The organism is Williamsia phyllosphaerae (assembly GCF_014635305.1).
GTDB classification, from domain to species: Bacteria; Actinomycetota; Actinomycetes; order Mycobacteriales; family Mycobacteriaceae; genus Williamsia_A; species Williamsia_A phyllosphaerae.
Map to the genome: position 1 here is coordinate 783,113 of NZ_BMCS01000002.1, position 18,818 is coordinate 801,930.

The window sequence follows — 18,818 nt, forward strand, 5'->3', positions numbered from 1 at the left end:
CTCCACTGTGCAACGCAGGTCGGTCGCCGCGCACGGCAGGGTGCGTCGCCACAATGATCGCCGGCCCGGTCAGGGAATCGTCCCACCATCGGGCGAGACGTTCCCGAGCGATCTGGAACACGTTATTGTCGGATGACCGCGTGCCGCGCGGATCCCGTACGCGCGAAAGAGGTCCGATGACGTTCACCCTTGCCCTCACCGACGATCAGGTCCAGTTGCGAGACTGGGCACACGAGTTCGCCGAGAAGGTCATCCGCCCGGCCGCGCCGGAGTACGACGAGAGCGAGTCCACACCGTGGCCGGTCCTGCAGGAGGCCGCGAAGGCGGGTCTGTACGGCTTCGACATCATGGCGTCGCTGCGTGAGGACAAGACCGGGCAGAGCTTCCCGATCCTCACCGAGGAACTGTTCTGGGGTGACGGCGGCATCGGGCTGTCGATCATGGGAACGGGGCTCGCAGCCGCAGGCATCGCCGCGGCGGGCACCATCGAGCAGGTCATCGAGTGGGTGCCGCAGTGCTACGGAACCGAGACCGAGGTGAAGGTGGCCGGGTTCTGCTCGTCCGAGCCCGAGGCCGGCTCGGATGTGGCCAACATGCGCACGTCGGCCAAGTACGACGAGGCTGCCGACGAATGGATCATCTCCGGCCAGAAGGCTTGGGTCACCAACGGCGGCATCGCCGATGTCCTGGTGGTCCAGGCCGTGGTCGAGCCGGGTCTCGGATCGCGGGGCCAGGCTGCGTTCGTCCTGAAGTCCGACACCGCCGGGATCGCGTCGCCGAAGAAGCTGCGCAAGCACGGCCTGCGGGCATCGAACACCGCCGACATCTTCTTCGATGACGTGCGCGTCCCCGGCAGCGCACTGCTGGGCGGCAAGGAGAAACTGGACGAGAAGATCGCCCGCGCCAAGGAGGGCCAGAAGACGGGCGGGCAGGCCGCGATGGCGACGTTCGAGCGGACCCGTCCGCTGGTGGGCGCGATGGCGATCGGCATCGCGCGCGCCGCCTACGAGTTCGCCCTCGACTACGCCAAGGACCGCGTGGTGTTCGGCCGACCCATCATCGAGAACCAGGCCATCTCGTTCATGTTGGCCGACATCGCCACCGAGATCGACGCCGCTCGCCTGCTGGTCCGGCGGGCGTCGTGGATGGCCGAGAGCGGTCAGCCGTTCACCGCCGCGGAGGGGTCGATGAGCAAGCTCAAGGCCGGCCGCGTCGCGGTCTGGTCGACCGAGCGTGCGATCCAGATCCTCGGCGGCGTCGGTTACACCCGCGAGTACCCGGTGGAGCGGATGCACCGCGACGCCAAGATCTTCGACATCTTCGAGGGCACCGAGCAGATCCAGCAGCTCGTCATCGCGCGGTCGATCTCGGGTGTGCGCCTGTCCTAGACGGGTCAGATCCGTAGCTCGTCGGTGCTGACCGCCGCACGCTCGCGTGTCGCGACGGCCAGGTGGTGACTGATCACGGCAAGGGTGAACAACCCGACGGCCAGGCTCGCCAGCGCACCGAAACCCTGCTGCGCGAAATCGACGAGTGCGTTGAACGTCGTGAAGATGAGCGCTGCCGCACGCAGGAAGCGCAACGGCCACAACGCCGTCGTCCGGCAGCGCGCGAGCAGCGACGGCAGGGCCAATGCGACGGTGACACAGCCGGATCCGAACAGGATCAGGTTGGAGATGGTCGGTGGCGTGAACACCAACTCGACGCTGTCGCGCGCGGTGGTGATGCCGTCGACGAACATGCCCAGGGCGCCGGAGACCACCGTGACGATCGACGTGACGACCATCAGCCACCCCATCACCGACACCCAGCGGGGACTGCGCAGGAACCCGGGCACCAGTGACGGCACCCGCAACCGCAGGCGGCGCAGGCGATCCGACGACGGCGGGCACGCGTCGAGGGTGGCCCGGATCCCGGCGGTCGCGCGCGGGTCGGCGCCCTGTTCGGTGGCCCGGTCGAGGAACTCGACCGCCCACTGACGACGCGCGTCGGGCAGTCCGTGGGCGACCCCTTCGGCGGCGATGGCCGCGGCGTTGGCGAGACTCTCGGTGACCGACGGGTGCCGGAAGTCGCGGATGAGTCGGGCCGCGACGAGCACGACGACGAGGCAGATGTACATGATCTCGGCCGACGGTCCGTAGAAGTAGTCGTTGGTCTTCGTGACGAACTTGCCGATCTCGTCGAGGAACAACCCGAGGCCGATACCGCCGGCGACGATCGCCGTCACCCGCGCGGCGAACCCGATCATCAGCCAGCCCACCACGAGCGCGACGGTCATCAGTGCGCCGCCGTAGAGGGCGTGCGCGATGTGCAGCGATCCGCTGCCGACCTGCGGGTAGTCGGTGATCCACAGATACAACCGCGTGATCAGGATGGTCACGATCGCGATGATGACGAACGACTCGACCGCCGGTGACCCGTAGACGCTGCGCACGAGCAGGGATCCCCGTGTGCCGCGAGCCGCGCCGACCTTCGTCGTCATCGCCCGTTTCTAGCACCTGCACCACCCGCCGACGCCCGGTTTCGCACCCGGGAGCGACTCCGGGAGCCTCGGCGATTCGCCAACGCTCCTGCGCGGGAGTCGGCCTCCGTTGCACGATGTCTCCCATGGCGCACACCGACGACAACCTTTCCGCCGACCGCACATCTGACGAGCTGGCCTCCCGCCGGCGCGCGGTGGTGATCGGTGGGGCATCGGGTCTGGGACGGGCCATCGCGGTCGCCCTGGCCGCCGACGGTTGCCGGATCACCGTCGCCGACCGGGATCTCGAGGCAGCGACGGCGGTCGCCGAGGCCCTGGGCGACGGACACGATGCGCATCCGGTGGACGTGACCGACGAGGCCTCGGTGGCCGCACTGTTCGACGAACGCGACGCACCCGACATCGTCGTCAACAGCGCCGGCATCAGCACCTTCGGGCTCATCACCGACCTCGAGGTCGACCAGTTCCGATCCGTCGTCGACGTCAATCTCACCGGCGGGTTCCTGGTGCTCAAACACGCCGGGCGTCGACTCGTCGACGGCGGCGCGCTGGTGTCGATCACGTCGCTCAACGCACGCCAACCCGCCGTCGGGATGAGCGCGTACTGCTCGGCCAAGGCCGGGTTGGTGATGCTGACGCAGGTCGGCGCGATGGAACTGGGCGCACGCGGTATTCGGGTCAACGCGGTCTCCCCCGGTTTCGTCCCGACCCCGCTGACCGACCCGGCCACCGCAGTCCCCGGAGTCGTCGACGATTACCTCGCGAACACGCCGTTGGGACGCGTCGGCACACCCGAGGACGTCGCGAACGCGGTGGTCTTCCTCTGCTCGGCGAACGCGTCGTGGATGACCGGCGAGGTCATCGACCTCAACGGCGGGGCGCATCTGATGCGCTACCCAGACCTGCACGGACACATCATGGCGTTGACGGCGCCGCAATAGATCGCGACATCACGGCGATAGGTTGGCCCCCATGACCGTGCACAGCACCACCACCGACCGTGTGACGACGATCAGCATCGACCGGCCCGAGGTCCGCAACGCCGTCGATCGCGCGACCGCGCAGGCGCTCGCCGACGCGTTCCGGGCCTTCGACACCGACCCCGATGCCGACGTCGCCGTGCTGCACGGCGAGGGCGGGACATTCTGCGCGGGAGCCGATCTCAAGGCGGTCAGCGCCGGCGACGGCAACCGGGTGGCCGTCGACGGCGACGGCCCGATGGGGATCTCAAGGCTGCGGCTGTCGAAGCCGGTCATCGCCGCCATCACCGGCCACGCCGTCGCCGGCGGTCTCGAGCTCGCGCTGTGGGCCGACCTCCGTGTCGCCGAGGAGGGCGCGGTGCTCGGCGTTTTCTGCCGGCGCTGGGGCGTCCCGTTGATCGACGGCGGGACCGTCCGTCTGCCGCGTCTGATCGGCGAGAGCCGCGCAATGGACCTCATCCTCACCGGCCGTCCCGTGCAGGCGCAGGAGGCCTTCGACATCGGCCTGGTCAACCGCATCGTCCCTGCAGGAGAAGCGGTTTCGGCCGCGCACCAGCTCGCCGCCGAACTCACCGCGTTCCCCCAGCTGTGCATGCGTGGTGACCGGATGTCGATGCTGGAGCAACACGGTCTCACCGAGGAGCAGGCCATGCTCAACGAACTGCGCCACGGCGCGGTGTCGCTGACCCACGAGACCATCGACGGGGCCACGCGTTTCGCCGACGGTGCGGGCCGCCACGGACGCTTCGCCTGAACCGGACGCGGAGACGACGAACGCCGGGAGTGCGTTGTGCACTCCCGGCGTCCGTGTCGTACTGCGGCAGGAGATCAGCCGATGAGGAACCCGTTCGGGCGGCAGACCAGCGGGGTCTTGCCACCGTCGAGGGCACGCTTGATCAACGAGACCGCGCGCGGCGAGTACGACATCGACACGTGATCGGACTGATCGAGCGGGCACAGGTTCTGCAGCGTGACGTTGTTGACCGTCGCTCCCGGTCCGGCGGTCAGGAAGGTCGACTGCGACGGGGTGGTCACCTCGTCACGCAGGGTGCGGATGACCGTGTAGTCGACTCCGGGCACCGTGTCGCCGCCGGCGTTGACCGCGTTGATGACGTCGGATCCGACGACCTGCTGGATGCCGGACACACCGACAGGCAGCTGCGCGACGCTGAGGATGTCGATCCCCAGGTTGTTGATCGCACGCCCCAGGGTGCCGATGCCGTCGAGCGTGGTGCCGTGGTGCGTGGCGCCGAGCGTGATCAGCTTCTGGACCTTGGTGGCTCCACCGTTGAACTTCATGTACTGCCGGGCCAACAGGCCGCCCTGCGAGTGTCCGACGATGTCGACCTTCGACGCCCCGGTCTTCGACAGGACGCTGTCGATGAAGGCCTGCAGCTGACCACCCGAGCGGGGGATGTCACCGGTGCCGTTGGCGCCGGGGATCAGCGAGATGATGCCGCCACCGCTCTGGATGTTGGTGATGCCGTAGTTGAACGTGTACGTGCAGTACCCGGCGTTGGTCAGCTCGGGCGAGATCATCGCGAAGTTGTCGTACGCGCTCTCCCAGGTGCCGTGGACCATCACGATGGGGCGATCGCCCTGACGGACCTTGCAGTTGTAGTTGTTGGCGCCGGGAGGGGCGACGTCGGGATGCGTGGCCGAGTACGCGAACGCCGGGATGAACCGGGTCTGTGCCGGACCGACCCCGGAGGTCTCCCTCGACGTGCTGTTGGTTCCGGCGGGCAGGGACACCGGACCGGATGCGGCGGCGGCGTTCGGCGTGACCGAACGCTGATTGGCGGTCGTGCCGGCGCTGGGCGCCTTGACGCCGGCCTTGATGTTGGCGGTGAGCTGATCGACCGACGGCGCGGCGGTGGCGGGCCCGGCGAGAGCGAGTGCCAGTCCGGCCGCGGCGAGGACCGACGCGCAACTCACCGACGCGCGGCGAAGCGAAGACGACTTCATGGGTATGCCTTTCACAGGTCATGTTCTATGGCGGTCTCGCAGCCAATCCGCGGTCCGCTCATCGCAAACTAACTTCGCCTCGCTCATGACCGGAAGGACTTCGCAACATTTCTGTGATCTCACCCACAAAAACCACAGAACTTGTCGTGCGACACAACGGCTCGGCCCAAGAATCTCAACGCCTGTTGCTGGTCCGTAGCAACTGGTTGACCCGATAGTCGAGGAGTTCACGCATCACCAGCGACGTGCTGGTGCGCTTGACCCCTTTGATGTCGAGGATCCGGCCGGCGATCCGATAGAGATCGTCACCGTCGCGGGCGACCACCTGGATCAGTAGATCCGCACCACCGCTGAGCCCGACGACCTCGGTCACCTCGTCGATGTCGGCCAGTGCCGCGGCCACGTCGCCCAGTCGACGCTGTTTGACGTTGGTCATCACGAACGCCCGCAGCGGGTACCCCAACGCGCCGGGGTCGATACGCCGCTCGAACGGCAGCACCGCACCGGAGCGGTCGAGCTTGTTGAGGTGCGCCTGGGCGGTGTTGCGGGAGACGCCGACCTTCTCGGCGAGAGCGATGGTCGTGCCCCGCGGGTCCTCGGACAGCGCAAGCAGCAACCGCACGTCGACCCCGTCGACGGCCGCCGCGACGGGCACAGTGCGCACTTCTGCTGCATCGTCCCGGTCCGAAGTTGTCATACTGCGCAACCCTACGTCGGTTGATTGCGCACACCTGAAGTGCGTGCTGCACTCGATGGGACAGTGTGCCCAACGAATCGGCCGACAGCGAGATGTCGAGACCGCAGGCAGGAGTCGTGACATGAGCACCACCACGTCCGAATCCGTGGCCGCCACCCTCGGCGACGACGGCGACCCGCTCGACGAGATCGCCCGGCACGTGCTGTGGCTCTCGACCGCGATCATCCACCACGCGAACGTCATCCGACCGAATCCCACGGGCCTGAAGGTGGGAGGTCACCAGGCGTCCTGCGCGTCGATGGTGACGATCATGACCTCGCTGTGGTTCGAGCAGCTGACCTCGGGCGACCGGGTGTCGGTGAAGCCGCACGCGTCACCGGTGCTGCACGCCATCAATTACCTGCTCGGCAGCCTCGACGAGAAGTACCTGACCACCCTGCGTGAGTTCGGCGGTCTGCAGAGCTACCCGAGCCGCGCCAAGGACCCCGATCCGGTCGACTATTCGACGGGCTCGGTGGGCATCGGTGCCACCGCACCGATCTGGGGCGCCTTCGCGCGCCGCTACGTCGACACCGCCCTGGGCGGAACCGGCCGCGGCCGGCAGTACTCGTTGGTCGGCGACGCAGAGCTCGACGAGGGCGCGGTGTGGGAGGCGATCCTGGACACGTCGGTGTCCGAGCTCGGCGAGATCGTCTGGATCGTCGACCTCAACCGCCAGTCGCTCGACCGGGTCGTGCCGAACATCGCCCCCGGACGCCTCTCGGCCATGTTCTCCGCGGCCGGTTGGCAGGTCATCACCGTCACCTTCGGCAAGCACCTCGAGGCCCTGTTCCAGCGCCCCGGCGGACCCGCCCTGCGGACGCGCATCCTCGACATGCCGAACGCCGAATATCAACGGCTGCTGCGCTGCTCACCCGACGAGATCCGTCAGCGGCTGCCCGGTGACGGTCCCGGGGCGTCCGACGTGGCCCGTGTGATCGCGGATCTGGACGACGCCGAACTGGTGCGCGCCATCTCGAACCTCGGCGGCCATGACCTCGACGCACTGCGGGCCGCGTACGCGCAGATCGACGACACCCGGCCGACGGTGATCATCGCCTACACGATCAAGGGCCGCGGACTCCCGACCCAGGGACATCCACAGAACCACTCGTCGCTGCTGACCGTCGAACAGTTCGACCAGCTGGCCACCGACCTCGGCATGGACGCGACGTCGCCCTGGCACCGGTTCGACGACGAGACACCGTCGGGACAGCTCTGTACCGCGACCGCCGCACGACTGCACCGCGACCCGATCGAACACGTCGCACCGCCGACCGTCCCCACCGACATCGGCCGCAAACCGCCCGCGACCTCCACGACGCAGGCGGCTCTCGGACGGACCCTGCTCGACCTCACCCGCGAGGCACCGGAGGTCGCCGAGCGGGTCGTCACGTGCAGCCCGGACGTCAGCTCGACGACCAACCTCGCCGGATGGCTCAACAAAGTCGGCGTGTGGTCCACCGGCGAGCGCCGCAACTGGTTCGACGACGACGGCGAGACGATCATGCACTGGCGGGAGCGGCCGTCGGGTCAGCACATGGAACTCGGGATCGCCGAGACCAACCTGGTCGGGTTGCTCGGCGAACTCGGGGCCACCTGGAGCCGATGGGGGCAGCCCCTGTTCCCCATCGGAGTCCTCTACGACCCGTTCGTCGAACGGGCTCTGGAACCGTGGTCCTACGGCATCTACGCGGGCGGACAGTCGATCCTCGTCGGCACGCCTGCCGGCGTCACGCTGGCCGCCGAGGGCGGAGCCCACCAGTCGATCAAGACGCCCTCCATCGGACTCGAGCAACCCGGATGTACCAGCTACGAACCGGCTTTCGCCGTCGAGGTGGAGTGGACGCTGCTAGCGTCGATGGCCCGACTCGGGCGACCCGACGGCGGCTCGGCCTACCTTCGGCTGTCCACCCGACCGGTGCAGCAGTCGCTCGCCGACGTGCCGAGCGATCCCGCCGCGCGTGAGCGCCGCCGCCGTCAGGTGGTCGCGGGCGCGTACACCCTGCGCGCGTGCGCCGAGCCCGACGTCACGATCGTCGGCATGGGCGCGATGGTCACCGAGGCGCTCGAGGCGGCCGACCGGCTCGCCGATCTCGACATCGCCGCCGAGGTCGTCTGCGTCACCAGCGCCGGACTGCTCTTCGAGGCGCTGCAGGCACGCAGCGGCCACGGCGATGCCGAGTCGTGGATCCTCGACCAGGTGTTCCCGGCACACCGGGCCGCCCCGATGGTCACCGTCCTCGACGGCCATCCGCACACGCTGACGTTCCTCGCGACGATCAACCGGGTGCGCACCGCGGCGTTGGGGGTCAGCACCTTCGGCCAGGTCGGGGCTCTACCCGATGTCTACCGACTGCACGGGATCGACACCGATTCGATCGTGCGCGCAGCGCTCGACCTGACCAGCTGAGGCCGGGGCGTATCACCACCGACGGTTCGAGGCCTTCGACGCGCACGTGATGCAGAGACGCGCGGCCGGCAACGCCTCTAACCGCGCCTCGGCTATGTCGGCGCCGCAGTTCTCGCACCGCCCGTAGGTCTGCGCGTCGAGGCGTTCGAGGGCGGCGTCGACCTCGGCGATCCGGACCTTCGACCGCTCGATCTGCGCCACCAGCTGTCCACGCTCGAAGGCGAGGGTCGACCCCTCCGGATCGTGCTCGTCGTCGGAGCTGGCGTCGGCACCGGCGTCGACGACGCTGGTCAGGCGGGCCGCCATCGTGGTCAGCAACGCATGCGTCTCCGCGCGTTCACCGGCGAGCGCCGCACGCGCCTGATCGGGGTCCATCTGCCCGATGCTACGGTTCGCGCTGGTCACAGCCGATGCACCGTCGATTCTTGGGGTTCTCTCACGAAGCGACGGCAGCATGGACGCCACACACCGACGAGCCAGGAGGGTCCATGGACACGATCGTTGCGATCTGCGCCATCGTGATCGCCGTCTGGTGCGTCGCCGCCTGCGTGGTCGCTGTGGTGGTCGCGCGATCGATCCGGATCGCCGATGAACGGATGCTCGCCGAGGCCGACGGACCCAACGAGGTCACGCGACCTGGAACGACCTCTTCGACAACCCGCCGAAGATGAACCCGTCGATGGCCGTGGTGACCGGCGCGGTCGGGTCGGTGGCCGCGCCCAGCGTGACGAACAGCGGCGTGAAGTGTTCGACGGTGGGATGGGCGTATCGCAATCCCGGAGCTCGAGTGGAGAAGCGAGCGAGTTCGTCGACGTCGCCGCGGTCGAGCGCGCCTGCGGCCCAGGTGTCGAACTCCGACGACCAGGCCGGCACGACGTCAGGGCGTCGCCAGTCGATGTAGGGCAGCCCATGGGTCATGAAGCCGGACCCCATCACCAGCACGCCCTGTTCGCGAAGACCACGGAGGCGGGCGCCCAGCGCGAGCAGGCGCGTCGGATCCGACGTCGGCAGGCTGAGCTGCAGCACCGGGATGTCTGCGTCGGGGTACATGACCTTCAGCGGCAGCCACGCGCCATGGTCGAGTCCGCGGTCGCGGTGTTCGTGGACGTGGACGGTGTCGGGGAGCGCGTCGAGCAGCAGCTGGGCCAACGGACCCGAATCGGGTGTGTCGTAGCGCATCCGGTAATACATCGGGTCGAAACCGCCGAAGTCGTAGACCAGCTCGGTGGGGACCGTACTGGTGATCCCGATGCTGTCGGACTCCCAGTGAGCACTGACGATCAGGATCGCCCGTGGCGTGGGCATCGTCGAGGCCCACTCGTACATCTGGTTCATCCACGCGGCGTCGGTGAAGGTCGGCGGGGCGCCATGGCTGATGTAGAGCGCGGGCAGGATGCCGTCGTCGGGGGTCCACTCCCGCCGCGGCGTGTACGCCTGTGAACGCGCGTGGTGCACGAGGTGCCGCGCGAACGGGTGGTCGGCCGGGACGAGTGCGTCGGCGGCTGCGGTCGAGGTGCTCATGGTCGTTCCAATCACTTCACGATGCAAGTTATTCCGCACGGCGTCATCCCCGCCCTGACGTAGGCTGCCGGAATGGCCGCTTCCCGCCCCAGACGCTCCTCGGGCCACCCCGGACCCCACGCCGAGGGTGACACCCGCTGGCTCGACAAGGACGAGTTGGCGACGTGGATGGCGGTGACCGGGATGATGGTTCGACTCCCCGCGCTGCTCGATCGGCAACTGCAACGCGATTCCGGCTTGACGCACTTCGAATACCAGGTGCTGGCGGGGCTGTCACAGGCTCCCGAGCGGACGATGCGGATGAGCACACTCGCGGAGTTCACGGAGGGCCAGCTACCGCGGTTGTCCCAGGTGGCGGCGCGAATGGAGAAGCGCGGGTGGCTCACTCGCCGACCGGACCCGACCGACGGCCGGTACACCCTCGCCGAGTTGACCGACTCCGGCATGCAGGTCCTGCTCGACAGCGCACCCGGACACGTCGCCATCGTCCGCCGACTCATCTTCGACTCGCTGACGCAGGCGCAGATCCGCCAGCTCCGCGAGATCGGTCATCGCATCGGGGCCGCGATGAGCGCCGACCACGATGCGTGAGACGTAGCGGTCAGGACACCGACGCAGGCGATGTGGTCGAGTCGCGGTCGGAGGCAACCCACGGCAATCGCGAGCCCAGCACACCGTCGACACTGAACTTCCCGGCCCCGACGGCGGCGATCAGCAGCGAACCCACGCCGAGCGCGAGCACGAACTCGTATCCACCATCGGCGACCCAGATGCCGTTGCCGGTGTGGGCGATGAGGTACGCGCCGACCATGTCCAGGAACAGGACCAGACCCACGATCGGGGTGAGAACACCTGCGATCAGAGCGATTCCTCCGAGGATCTCGATCCACGTCGCGAGGAACGCCGAAACGCCGGGCACCGGGGCGCCCATACCGTCGAACGCGGCCTTGGTCCCGGAGTAACCCCAGACGTTGACCTTCTGCAGACCGTGGGCCAGGAAGATGGCGCCGAGACCGATACGAGCGAGCAGGGTGGCGATGTCACGGGGAAGGGTGGAAGTCATCGAGGAGCCTTTCGTCAGAACACACTTGCCCGGCGCGACACGATGCCGCCAGGGGCCGGAAATACTTCAAGAGTGAACTGAAACCTACCGTCGGTCACTTCACGACGCAAGTGAAGCGTCGGCGAGAGCACGCACTGCGGGTCAGGAACCATCTGACACATGTCGCAGGGGCGAGCGCACGGCCACCACCGCGGCGACCGCGAAAATCGCGGTTACACCGATGAGAGTGAGGCGATCACCGATGAGCCCGACGAGGGCGCCTGCCGAGATCGCTCCGAGGGCGGCCGCCGTTCGATTGATCGAGCGTCTGGTGCCGTTCACTCGACCGAGGAGTTCATCCGGGGTGAGCGTCTGCCAGAAGCCCATCTCATTGGAGTTCTCGACGCCGGCGGCTACTCCCAGGAGCCCCAACGCGACGAACAGGAGAGCGAGACCGCCGCCGGTTGCGGGGGTCGCGGCCACGAGAAACCAAGCGATCGGGTAGATCACACGCGCAAGGATGACCACCCGCCCCGAACCGATCCGCCTGCCACACCGTGGGGCGATCGTTGCGCCGATCAGACTGGTGATCCCGAAGACTGTCAGCAGCAGCCCGAAGGCGAGAGCAGTCAGGCCGATCGACCGTAGGGCCAGAAGTGAAAGCACCGTCATCGCAGCGCCGTTCGCGAGGAACCAAACATGCGTCGACACCGCGAGCGGCCTCAGTACGCGGTGGCGGTAGGTCCACTGCACGCCGTCACGGATCTCCGCGCGAAGGTTTCGAGTACGGCAGTCGTTACGAGTCTCGGCAACTCGCACCCCCGCGACGAGGGCGGCATCCGCGAGATAGCTGATTGCGTCGACAACAATCGCCACAGGGGCTCCCAGCAGCCCGACAAGACCGCCGCCAACGGCTGGGCCCATGGTCGTCGCGGCGGCGTCGGCCTGATCGAGGCGCGCGTTGGCCGCAACCAGTTCCGATCGGGAAACCAGGCCCGGGAGCAACGACTGTGTCGCAGCGAACGCGAAAACCGAGAACGCACCGAACAACACCAGCGCGATGACCAACATCCAGATCTGCAGCGCCCCGAGAAACCACAGCACCGGCACGACACCCAATGAGATGGCGCGACCGACGCCGGCCCACACCAGAACCGGTTTGCGACGCCACCGGTCGACGTATGCGCCGGCGATCAGACCGAGCACCGCATACGGCGCGAACTGAGCCGCGTTCACGATGCCCACCTCGAACGGCGAGGCATCCAGTTGTCGAACCACCAGTATCGGCATCGCGACGGCGGTCACCGCCGAGCCGATCGCGCTGATTGCCGCGGCCGCCCAGAAGCGTGGAAACGACGACCTCGGCGCCACCATGGAGGACACGCTAGCCGTTAGACCATAGGCTGGCTAACGGCCGACACTGCGACCTCGGACTACTGGCCCATCCAGATCCGGCGGCGACACACCTCGATCATGGACGAAACCACGGGCGCGGGCAGATCCCCGGGCGGATGCGTGCTGAGCAGCTGCTCGAGCTCGGTGAAGAACCGGTCGGAGGTCCACCCGAACTCGACCATGATGTCCTCCGCGGGCCCGCCGCCGTAGGCCGACCACCGTCGGCCGAACGCGAGCACCGCTGCTGCGGAAACAACCGGGGCGGACGTGTCCGACGTCGTCATCACTGCACTCGATCTGCCACGGCTCATGCAAGAAGTACACGCCATCTGCGTCTACAGCTGATGTCTCGCAGGTGAACACTGTGTCGCACGCCGCGGGCGGCGATTACCCTCGGACACATGGACCGCGACCGCGACATCGACGGTCGACCGCGGAACGCACGTCCCCGCGACGGACTGGGTCGACCACTTCCGTACGGCCGACAGGGCGAACCGAGGCAGCCCGAGGGGGTGGTCCGGACTCCGGACGAGACCATCACCCAGGCGCAGGAGCTGTTGGATCGCGGCCGACCGTTCCACGCCCACGAGGTGTTCGAGGACGCGTGGAAGTCGGCGCGTGATCGCGGCGAGACCGACGTCGAGCTGTGGAAGAGCCTGGCGCAGTTGGCCGTCGGGTGCACTCACCGGCTGCGGGATCGGCCCGTCGGAGCCGACCGTCTGCTGGCACGCGCCGTCATCGGACTCACGCCGTACGCCGGGACCACCCCACACGGCATCGACATCGACGCCCTGCTCCGGTGGGCCCGCACCCCGGACGACGGACCCATGCCACCGCTGCGGCCTCGGACACAGAATAGCTCGCCGCCACCGAGGTGACGACGAGCTGTTCTGTGACGGGGTCGGGTCAGTTGACCCCGACGATGTCCTTCGCGATGGACGCGAGCTGCGTCTGCGCGGCGGAGATGATCCCGCTGCGGTTCTTGTGCGCCTCTTCGTAGGTCACGACGAGACGGATGTCGGCGGGCTGCTCGAGCTCCTTGACCGCTGCGACCGCGCTGGAAACGTTGAGCGCGTCGTAATCGGCGATCGGGAGGTCTTCGGCCGCAACCGTTCCGGTGGACTCGCGGATCTCGTGCAGCGAGTCGGCCAGTCCGGGGGCACCGCTGTCGCGGGCCGCGGTCTCGGCGGCCTCGAGAGCTGCGTCTCGGCCGGCGACCAAAGTCTTGGCTGCGGTCTCACCCGCGTCCTCGGCCTGCTTGCGCCATTCGGTGAGGGTCTGGGCCGCGGTGTCACCGGCGTCCTCAGCCTGCTTGCGCCATCCGGTGAGGAGACTCGGCACCTGGCGGGCGGTGTCGATGACCCGATCGGCGCCGTGGGCGACGACAACACTGGGCGCGGTGGCCGCACGTGCCGCAACGCCGCTGATCCACTGCACCGGAGTGCGACGCAGAGCGACGGGGCCACCGAGTGCCTCCTCGGCCAGGACGATGGTCAGCCACTCGACGGTCGCGGTGTGCGCGGTGATGAGACGGTCCGCCAGCGCGACCACGTCGCTCTCGTTGGCGGCGGTGGCCAGCGCCTTGATGTAACGCGACCGGTCGAGGAGCTGGCGCTCGAGGGCGAGATCGCCGAGCAGGGCCTCGTCGAGCGGCTGAGCCTGCTCGATGAACGTCTTGCCGAGGGCAGCGGTACGGCCGACCAGCGGGCTGATGAGGGCGGGGAGTCCGCCCAGTCCGCGTAGCGCCTCGTCGATCGCGACGGCCCGGATACGCCCGTTCTCGGCGTTCTTGGTGAGTTCTTCGCGGACGGCCTCGGTACGGGCCTGTGCGACGCGGGTCTGTGCGACCTGGATCTCGGTGTTGGTCAGCGTGAGTACGGTGCGCAGCTGCTGGCGGAGTCCTGAGGTTGATGCAGTCATGTGAAACCTTTCGGTCGATGTCTTCTCGGCGATGGCTTCGCTTTCTCTTCCATCGTGACCACCAGAGATCGATCTGTGAACCACCTGGCGGTATTACCAGCAGTTCTGATCCAAAAGACGTTCTCCACCAGCAGATTCCGCCCGTCGTGCGATACGTCACTAACCAGGCGAAACACATGGTGGCGGAATAGCGGACACCCCGCAGACGTCCTACCCTGTATGACCTCGAGCACAGACACGACCTCATCCGCTGACGCCGCCCAGACCTTCCTCCTCGGTGGCGACCTGGAGATCAACCGTCTCGGATTCGGAACGATGCAACTCCCCGGCGAGGGCGTCTGGGGTGACCCGGACGACCGCTCGGGCGCTCTGCGCGTGATCAGCCGCGCCGCCGAACTGGGCGTCAACTTCTTCGACACCGCCGACAGTTACGGCCCGGACGTGGCCGAGAACCTGCTGTTCGAGGCCCTGCACCCGTACGCGGACGACATCGTCATCGCGACCAAAGCCGGTCTCACCCGTCAGGGCCCCGGCGAGTGGACACCGGTGGGTCGGCCCGCCTACCTGCGTCAGCAGGCCGAGTTGAGCCTGCGCAAGCTCGGAGTGGACCGCATCGACCTCTTCCAGCTGCACCGGATCGACCCCGATGTCGCCCTCGAAGACCAGGTCGGCGAGCTCAAGAAGCTGCAGGACGAGGGCAAGATCCGCCACATCGGCCTGAGCCAGGTGTCGGTCGATGAGGCGAAGGCCGCGCAGGAGATCGCGACGATCGCCTCGGTGCAGAACCTCTACAACCTCACCGACCGCTCGTCGGAGGACCTGCTCGACTGGGCCACCGAGAACAACGTCGGGTTCATCCCGTGGTTCCCGCTGGCCACCGGCAAGTTGACCGGCGAGGGCAGCCCGCTGACCGAGCTGGCCAAACAGCACGAGGCGTCGCCGTCACAGCTCGCGCTGGCGTGGCTCCTCAAGCGCTCGCCCGTGATGCTGCCGATCCCGGGGACGTCGAGCGTCGAGCATCTCGAGGACAACCTCGCCGGCGCCACCGTCGAGCTGAGTGACGACGAGTTCGACGAGCTGTCGAAGGTCGGCGCCTGACAACCCTCCGAGACACCACGACGCCCCGTCCGATCTCCGGACGGGGCGTTGTGCGTGAGGGTTTCAGTCACTAGGAGACAAGTGGCTTGCCGAGAGGAAGCGGACGTCCGCCGGTCTCCTCCCAGAGCGCTGCCGCGTAGTAGTAGATGACGAAGGCGACGAACCCGAAGACGAACACGCCACCGGCCTGCGTCGCGAGCCGGCTGTCGGCCACCGTGCCGATCAGCAGCAGCGCCAGCGCGACGTCGACGACCGCCAGCAGCGCGGGATAGGTCCACGGCAGACGAACCAGCAGCACGGTCAGCAGCGTGATCGTCACCAGCCAGCTGCCCAGCCACAGCGCCGTCGTCTCCTGTGCACCGGAGGACGGGATGCCGAACCAGTTGTGCGTCTGACCGATCGAGAGCACCGCGTAGCTGCCGTAGAAGCCGAAGAACACCGCGTAGACGGTGGCGTTGACGTTCTGTCGCAGCGCCGCCGCCCAGATCGTCGCCAGCAGTAGGCCGACCGCCGTGGCGGACAGCAGGATCGGAACCGCGGCGGCACCGCTGTCGACGATCCCGGTGTTGGTGAAACCGAGTCCGAGTGCGCCCGCGATGATCAGCGGCAGCGCGATGAGACCCGGATTGCCCTCCGGGGCCGCCGCCTCGGCAACCGGGGTCACGTCGGTCGCGGCCAGAGGGGTCGCCGATACATCGGTGGGTCGGTCAGAGATCGCGGTCATGGGCACCTTTCGAGGGACATGTGGTCATCATGTCGACCCGCCGCCCGGCTCCCCAGGTTTGCGATCAGCGAGGTGCGAAGTGACCACCTCGGGACCGGTGGACCGAAACAGATAATGCACGATTGAATCGTGTACGATCTAATTCGTGACCTCTCCCCCGCTCGTATCCGCGTCCGATGACCTGCTCCAGCTCGACCGACAGGTCTGTTTCGCGCTCGCGGTGACCAACCGGACGGTGCTGACGATCTACCGGCCGCTGCTCGAGCCCCTCGGCCTCACCCACCCGCAGTACCTGGTGATGCTGGCCCTGTGGGAGGAGTCCCCCCGGTCGGTGCGTTCGATCGGCGACGTCCTGATGCTCGATTCGGCGACGCTGTCGCCACTGCTCAAACGGCTCGAGAAGGCCGACCTGATCACTCGGACACGGTCGGCGTCCGACGAGCGGCAACTGGATCTACACCTCACAGCCACCGGGCGCGCTCTTCGCGAGCGCGCCCTGGACATCCCGCCTGCCGTGGTCGCGGCGCTCGACGTCTCTCTCGAGGACCTCGAGGAACTGCGTTCGGTCCTGTGGCGTATTAATCGCGCCGCCAGGGACGCGACGAACCCGACGGAGGATGTCCGATGAAGCGTCCGAGCATGATCCGGTGGATCGGGTATGCATTCGGTCGACAACTCCCCCGGGAACATCAGTCCTGGGTGCTGCGAGATCTGACCGGGCGCAACGCTTTCGGCCGTCACCTGTTCCGCGGAATGGTCCCGTTCCTCCCGATCTTCGTCGTGTTCATGCTCATCCCCGGACCCTGGTGGTTGCGCGCGGAGATGGTTGCCCTCGGGCTCAGCCTGGCGCTCATCTACTCGGCCGCGTACATGGGCCAGAACCGCCGCCACCGCCTCGAGAAGCACGGACTGGACCCCGATCTCCGGCCCGCGCGGCAACAGCAGGAGAAGGATCTCGACCGGAAGCGATATGAGGCCATCTACGGTCGCAGCCAGGTCGTCGGCACAGCTCAGCTCCCGCGTGACACCGGGGGTGCGATCAGTTCGCAGGAAACGCGACGGCAGGGTTCTGTGTACAGAAGCCACTCCGGCAAGCTCGAGCGCTGATCCTCCGAGCGCCGCAGGAGGTGGCAGTGCGATCTGCCGACACCGGCTCATCGACAACGGCAGCGACGACGAGGTTTCGGCTCACCGCGCACCGACCACACCGGTGCCCTACTGGCGTCGATTACCGGTCCCCATCAGGCGGGTTGCGCGGCGACCAGTCCCCATTCGCGGGCCAGCAACTCGTGCGACCGCTTCCGTGCCTCGAAATCGTGTGTGACGCTGGTGATCACCAGCTCGTCCGCTCCCGTCACCCGGGCCAGGGTGTCGAGACCGTCGGCGACCGTCGACGGGGTTCCCACGAACTGCGTCCGTATGCGATCGTCGACGACCGCCCGCTCGGCGTCGGTGAGAGCCGGCGTGGTCGCTGGATCCGGGTACGGCGGCGCGCCCTCACCCGAACGGATCCCGCAGACCCAGTGACCGAAGGTCGACGCCAGTTCGTATGCGGTCGAGTCGGTGTCGGCGGCAACGACATCCGCCGATACCACGACATACGGCTCGGTCAGATCCCGCGAGGGCACGAACGCCTCGCGGTACGCCTGCACCGCCTCCAGCGTCGTCGCGGGGCTGACGTGGTAGTTCGCCACGAACGGCAGACCACGGGCGCCGGCAACCTGAGCGCTCTGGCCCTTGCTGCTGCCGAAGATCCACACCTCCACCTCGGCGTTCTCGCCCGGCACCGCGGACAGCGGCACCCCGTCGGCGACATAGGTGCCGTCGAGCAACGCGAGGATGTCGTCGACCGCCTCGGTGAAGTCCGGGACCTCGGCGCCGGCGATCTGCAACGCGGTGGCCGTGGCCGCCAACTTGGGCGACGCCAGCAGACCGGCGAGTGAGAACGGTTTCGGGATCAGCAGGCCGTCGACCTCGTGTTCGGCGGCGGGCTCGGGCGGCGCACTCTTCCGTTCCGGCGCGCTTGTCGACGTGGCCTCTTTGCGTCTCTGACCTGATCGTCCGAGGCCCAGGTCGAGCCGACCGGGGTGCAGAGCGTCGATGGTGCCGAAGGCCTCCACCACCGAGGCCGGCGTGTGGTGCCCCAGTTGGACGGCGGCCGAACCGACGCGGATCGACGATGTCGCGGCTGCGACGAGGCCGATCAGTGTCATGGTCGAGGAACTGGCAACCGCGGCGAAGTGGTGCTCGGCCAACCAGAACCGCCGGTAGCCGAGAGCCTCGCTGTGCTGGGCGAGTTCCACCGAACGACGCAACGCGGTGGCGGCATCCGATCCGGCGGTGACCGGTGAGAGGTCGAGAACGGAGAGCGGTATCGCGCTCATCGGACGTACTCGCGAGCGGCGTGGTCTCCGAGTTCGGCGACCGGCCCGTTCGACGCCGACGTCCAGACCGTCGACGCGTCGGGGTTGAGGGCGGCTGCTCCGGACATGAGATCGACCGGGCGCAACGCGGCGATCCAGGTGGTCACAGACATGGATCA

The 18,818-nt window shown here is 67.8% G+C and carries 22 protein-coding genes; 9 read left to right on the plus strand and 13 right to left on the minus strand.

Going from position 1 to position 18,818, the window contains the following annotated elements; translation table 11 throughout:
- The first annotated feature begins 176 nt into the window (after positions 1-176).
- Complete coding sequence (locus IEV93_RS17545) at positions 177-1,388, plus strand: acyl-CoA dehydrogenase family protein (RefSeq protein WP_188491221.1); 1,212 nt, start codon at positions 177-179, stop codon at positions 1,386-1,388.
- A 5-nt stretch (positions 1,389-1,393) separates the two neighbouring features.
- On the opposite strand, the gene IEV93_RS17550 is transcribed toward IEV93_RS17545, so the two are convergent.
- Complete coding sequence (locus tag IEV93_RS17550) at positions 1,394-2,482, minus strand: hypothetical protein (protein ID WP_229705273.1); 1,089 nt, start codon at positions 2,480-2,482, stop codon at positions 1,394-1,396.
- 125 nt (positions 2,483-2,607) lie between these two features.
- On the opposite strand from IEV93_RS17550, the gene IEV93_RS17555 reads away from it, so the two are divergent.
- Complete coding sequence (locus IEV93_RS17555) at positions 2,608-3,423, plus strand: SDR family NAD(P)-dependent oxidoreductase (protein WP_188491222.1); 816 nt, start codon at positions 2,608-2,610, stop codon at positions 3,421-3,423.
- Between the two features lie 31 nt (positions 3,424-3,454).
- Positions 3,455-4,216, plus strand: coding sequence for a crotonase/enoyl-CoA hydratase family protein (locus IEV93_RS17560; protein ID WP_188491223.1), 762 nt, complete (start codon positions 3,455-3,457; stop codon positions 4,214-4,216).
- Positions 4,217-4,290: 74 nt separating this feature from the next.
- Here the strand turns inward: IEV93_RS17560 and IEV93_RS17565 are convergent, their stop codons facing one another.
- Complete coding sequence (locus IEV93_RS17565; protein WP_188491224.1) at positions 4,291-5,427, minus strand: esterase/lipase family protein; 1,137 nt, start codon at positions 5,425-5,427, stop codon at positions 4,291-4,293.
- A 175-nt stretch (positions 5,428-5,602) separates the two neighbouring features.
- The gene (locus tag IEV93_RS17570; RefSeq protein ID WP_188491225.1) at positions 5,603-6,124 is read right to left on the minus strand and encodes an Lrp/AsnC family transcriptional regulator; all 522 of its coding nucleotides are present in this window, start codon (positions 6,122-6,124) and stop codon (positions 5,603-5,605) included.
- Between the two features lie 121 nt (positions 6,125-6,245).
- Here IEV93_RS17570 and IEV93_RS17575 point away from each other — a divergent pair, with 121 nt between their 5' ends.
- Positions 6,246-8,576 (plus strand): thiamine pyrophosphate-binding protein, encoded by a 2,331-nt coding sequence (locus IEV93_RS17575; RefSeq protein ID WP_188491226.1) that lies wholly within the window; start codon positions 6,246-6,248, stop codon positions 8,574-8,576.
- Between the two features lie 12 nt (positions 8,577-8,588).
- On the opposite strand, the gene IEV93_RS17580 is transcribed toward IEV93_RS17575, so the two are convergent.
- The 3 genes from IEV93_RS17580 to IEV93_RS17590 form a co-directional block, all read right to left on the minus strand.
- Positions 8,589-8,951 carry a TraR/DksA family transcriptional regulator gene (locus IEV93_RS17580; RefSeq protein ID WP_188491227.1) on the minus strand — a complete coding sequence of 121 codons (363 nt, stop codon included), beginning with the start codon at positions 8,949-8,951 and terminating at the stop codon, positions 8,589-8,591.
- A 61-nt stretch (positions 8,952-9,012) separates the two neighbouring features.
- On the minus strand, positions 9,013-9,207 hold the full coding sequence (locus IEV93_RS17585) for a hypothetical protein (RefSeq protein ID WP_188491228.1): 195 nt from the start codon (positions 9,205-9,207) through the stop codon (positions 9,013-9,015).
- A complete protein-coding gene (locus tag IEV93_RS17590; RefSeq protein ID WP_188491229.1) occupies positions 9,204-10,097 on the minus strand; it encodes a dioxygenase family protein in 894 nt (297 codons plus the stop codon). The genes IEV93_RS17585 and IEV93_RS17590 overlap by 4 nt, the downstream gene beginning before the upstream one ends.
- A 72-nt stretch (positions 10,098-10,169) precedes the next feature.
- Here IEV93_RS17590 and IEV93_RS17595 point away from each other — a divergent pair, with 72 nt between their 5' ends.
- A complete protein-coding gene (locus IEV93_RS17595; protein ID WP_188491230.1) occupies positions 10,170-10,688 on the plus strand; it encodes a MarR family winged helix-turn-helix transcriptional regulator in 519 nt (172 codons plus the stop codon).
- Positions 10,689-10,698: 10 nt separating this feature from the next.
- Here the strand turns inward: IEV93_RS17595 and IEV93_RS17600 are convergent, their stop codons facing one another.
- The 3 genes from IEV93_RS17600 to IEV93_RS17610 form a co-directional block, all read right to left on the minus strand.
- Positions 10,699-11,160: a DoxX family protein gene (locus IEV93_RS17600; protein ID WP_188491231.1), complete on the minus strand. Its 462-nt coding sequence runs from the start codon at positions 11,158-11,160 to the stop codon at positions 10,699-10,701.
- A 141-nt stretch (positions 11,161-11,301) separates the two neighbouring features.
- Positions 11,302-12,510: an MFS transporter gene (locus tag IEV93_RS17605; RefSeq protein ID WP_371873858.1), complete on the minus strand. Its 1,209-nt coding sequence runs from the start codon at positions 12,508-12,510 to the stop codon at positions 11,302-11,304.
- Between the two features lie 62 nt (positions 12,511-12,572).
- The gene (locus IEV93_RS17610; RefSeq protein WP_188491233.1) at positions 12,573-12,818 is read right to left on the minus strand and encodes a hypothetical protein; all 246 of its coding nucleotides are present in this window, start codon (positions 12,816-12,818) and stop codon (positions 12,573-12,575) included.
- A 117-nt stretch (positions 12,819-12,935) separates the two neighbouring features.
- On the opposite strand from IEV93_RS17610, the gene IEV93_RS17615 reads away from it, so the two are divergent.
- The gene (locus tag IEV93_RS17615; RefSeq protein WP_188491234.1) at positions 12,936-13,412 is read left to right on the plus strand and encodes a DUF309 domain-containing protein; all 477 of its coding nucleotides are present in this window, start codon (positions 12,936-12,938) and stop codon (positions 13,410-13,412) included.
- A gap of 28 nt (positions 13,413-13,440) precedes the next feature.
- Here IEV93_RS17615 and IEV93_RS17620 read toward each other — a convergent pair whose 3' ends face one another.
- Positions 13,441-14,454, minus strand: coding sequence for a ferritin-like domain-containing protein (locus IEV93_RS17620; protein WP_188491235.1), 1,014 nt, complete (start codon positions 14,452-14,454; stop codon positions 13,441-13,443).
- Between the two features lie 219 nt (positions 14,455-14,673).
- Between IEV93_RS17620 and IEV93_RS17625 the strand changes: the two genes are divergently transcribed.
- A complete protein-coding gene (locus tag IEV93_RS17625) occupies positions 14,674-15,552 on the plus strand; it encodes an aldo/keto reductase (protein ID WP_188491237.1) in 879 nt (292 codons plus the stop codon).
- 70 nt (positions 15,553-15,622) lie between these two features.
- On the opposite strand, the gene IEV93_RS17630 is transcribed toward IEV93_RS17625, so the two are convergent.
- Positions 15,623-16,276 carry a GPR1/FUN34/YaaH family transporter gene (locus tag IEV93_RS17630; RefSeq protein WP_188491239.1) on the minus strand — a complete coding sequence of 218 codons (654 nt, stop codon included), beginning with the start codon at positions 16,274-16,276 and terminating at the stop codon, positions 15,623-15,625.
- A gap of 145 nt (positions 16,277-16,421) precedes the next feature.
- Between IEV93_RS17630 and IEV93_RS17635 the strand changes: the two genes are divergently transcribed.
- Both IEV93_RS17635 and IEV93_RS17640 read left to right on the plus strand, forming a co-directional pair.
- Positions 16,422-16,904 carry a MarR family winged helix-turn-helix transcriptional regulator gene (locus IEV93_RS17635; protein ID WP_188491241.1) on the plus strand — a complete coding sequence of 161 codons (483 nt, stop codon included), beginning with the start codon at positions 16,422-16,424 and terminating at the stop codon, positions 16,902-16,904.
- The gene (locus tag IEV93_RS17640) at positions 16,901-17,383 is read left to right on the plus strand and encodes a DUF5313 family protein (RefSeq protein ID WP_188491243.1); all 483 of its coding nucleotides are present in this window, start codon (positions 16,901-16,903) and stop codon (positions 17,381-17,383) included. Before IEV93_RS17635 ends, IEV93_RS17640 begins: the two co-directional genes overlap by 4 nt.
- Positions 17,384-17,517: 134 nt before the next feature.
- On the opposite strand, the gene IEV93_RS17645 is transcribed toward IEV93_RS17640, so the two are convergent.
- Complete coding sequence (locus IEV93_RS17645; RefSeq protein WP_188491245.1) at positions 17,518-18,660, minus strand: LLM class flavin-dependent oxidoreductase; 1,143 nt, start codon at positions 18,658-18,660, stop codon at positions 17,518-17,520.
- The gene (locus IEV93_RS17650; RefSeq protein ID WP_188491247.1) at positions 18,657-18,812 is read right to left on the minus strand and encodes a hypothetical protein; all 156 of its coding nucleotides are present in this window, start codon (positions 18,810-18,812) and stop codon (positions 18,657-18,659) included. The genes IEV93_RS17645 and IEV93_RS17650 overlap by 4 nt, the downstream gene beginning before the upstream one ends.
- Between the last annotated feature and the right edge of the window lie 6 nt (positions 18,813-18,818).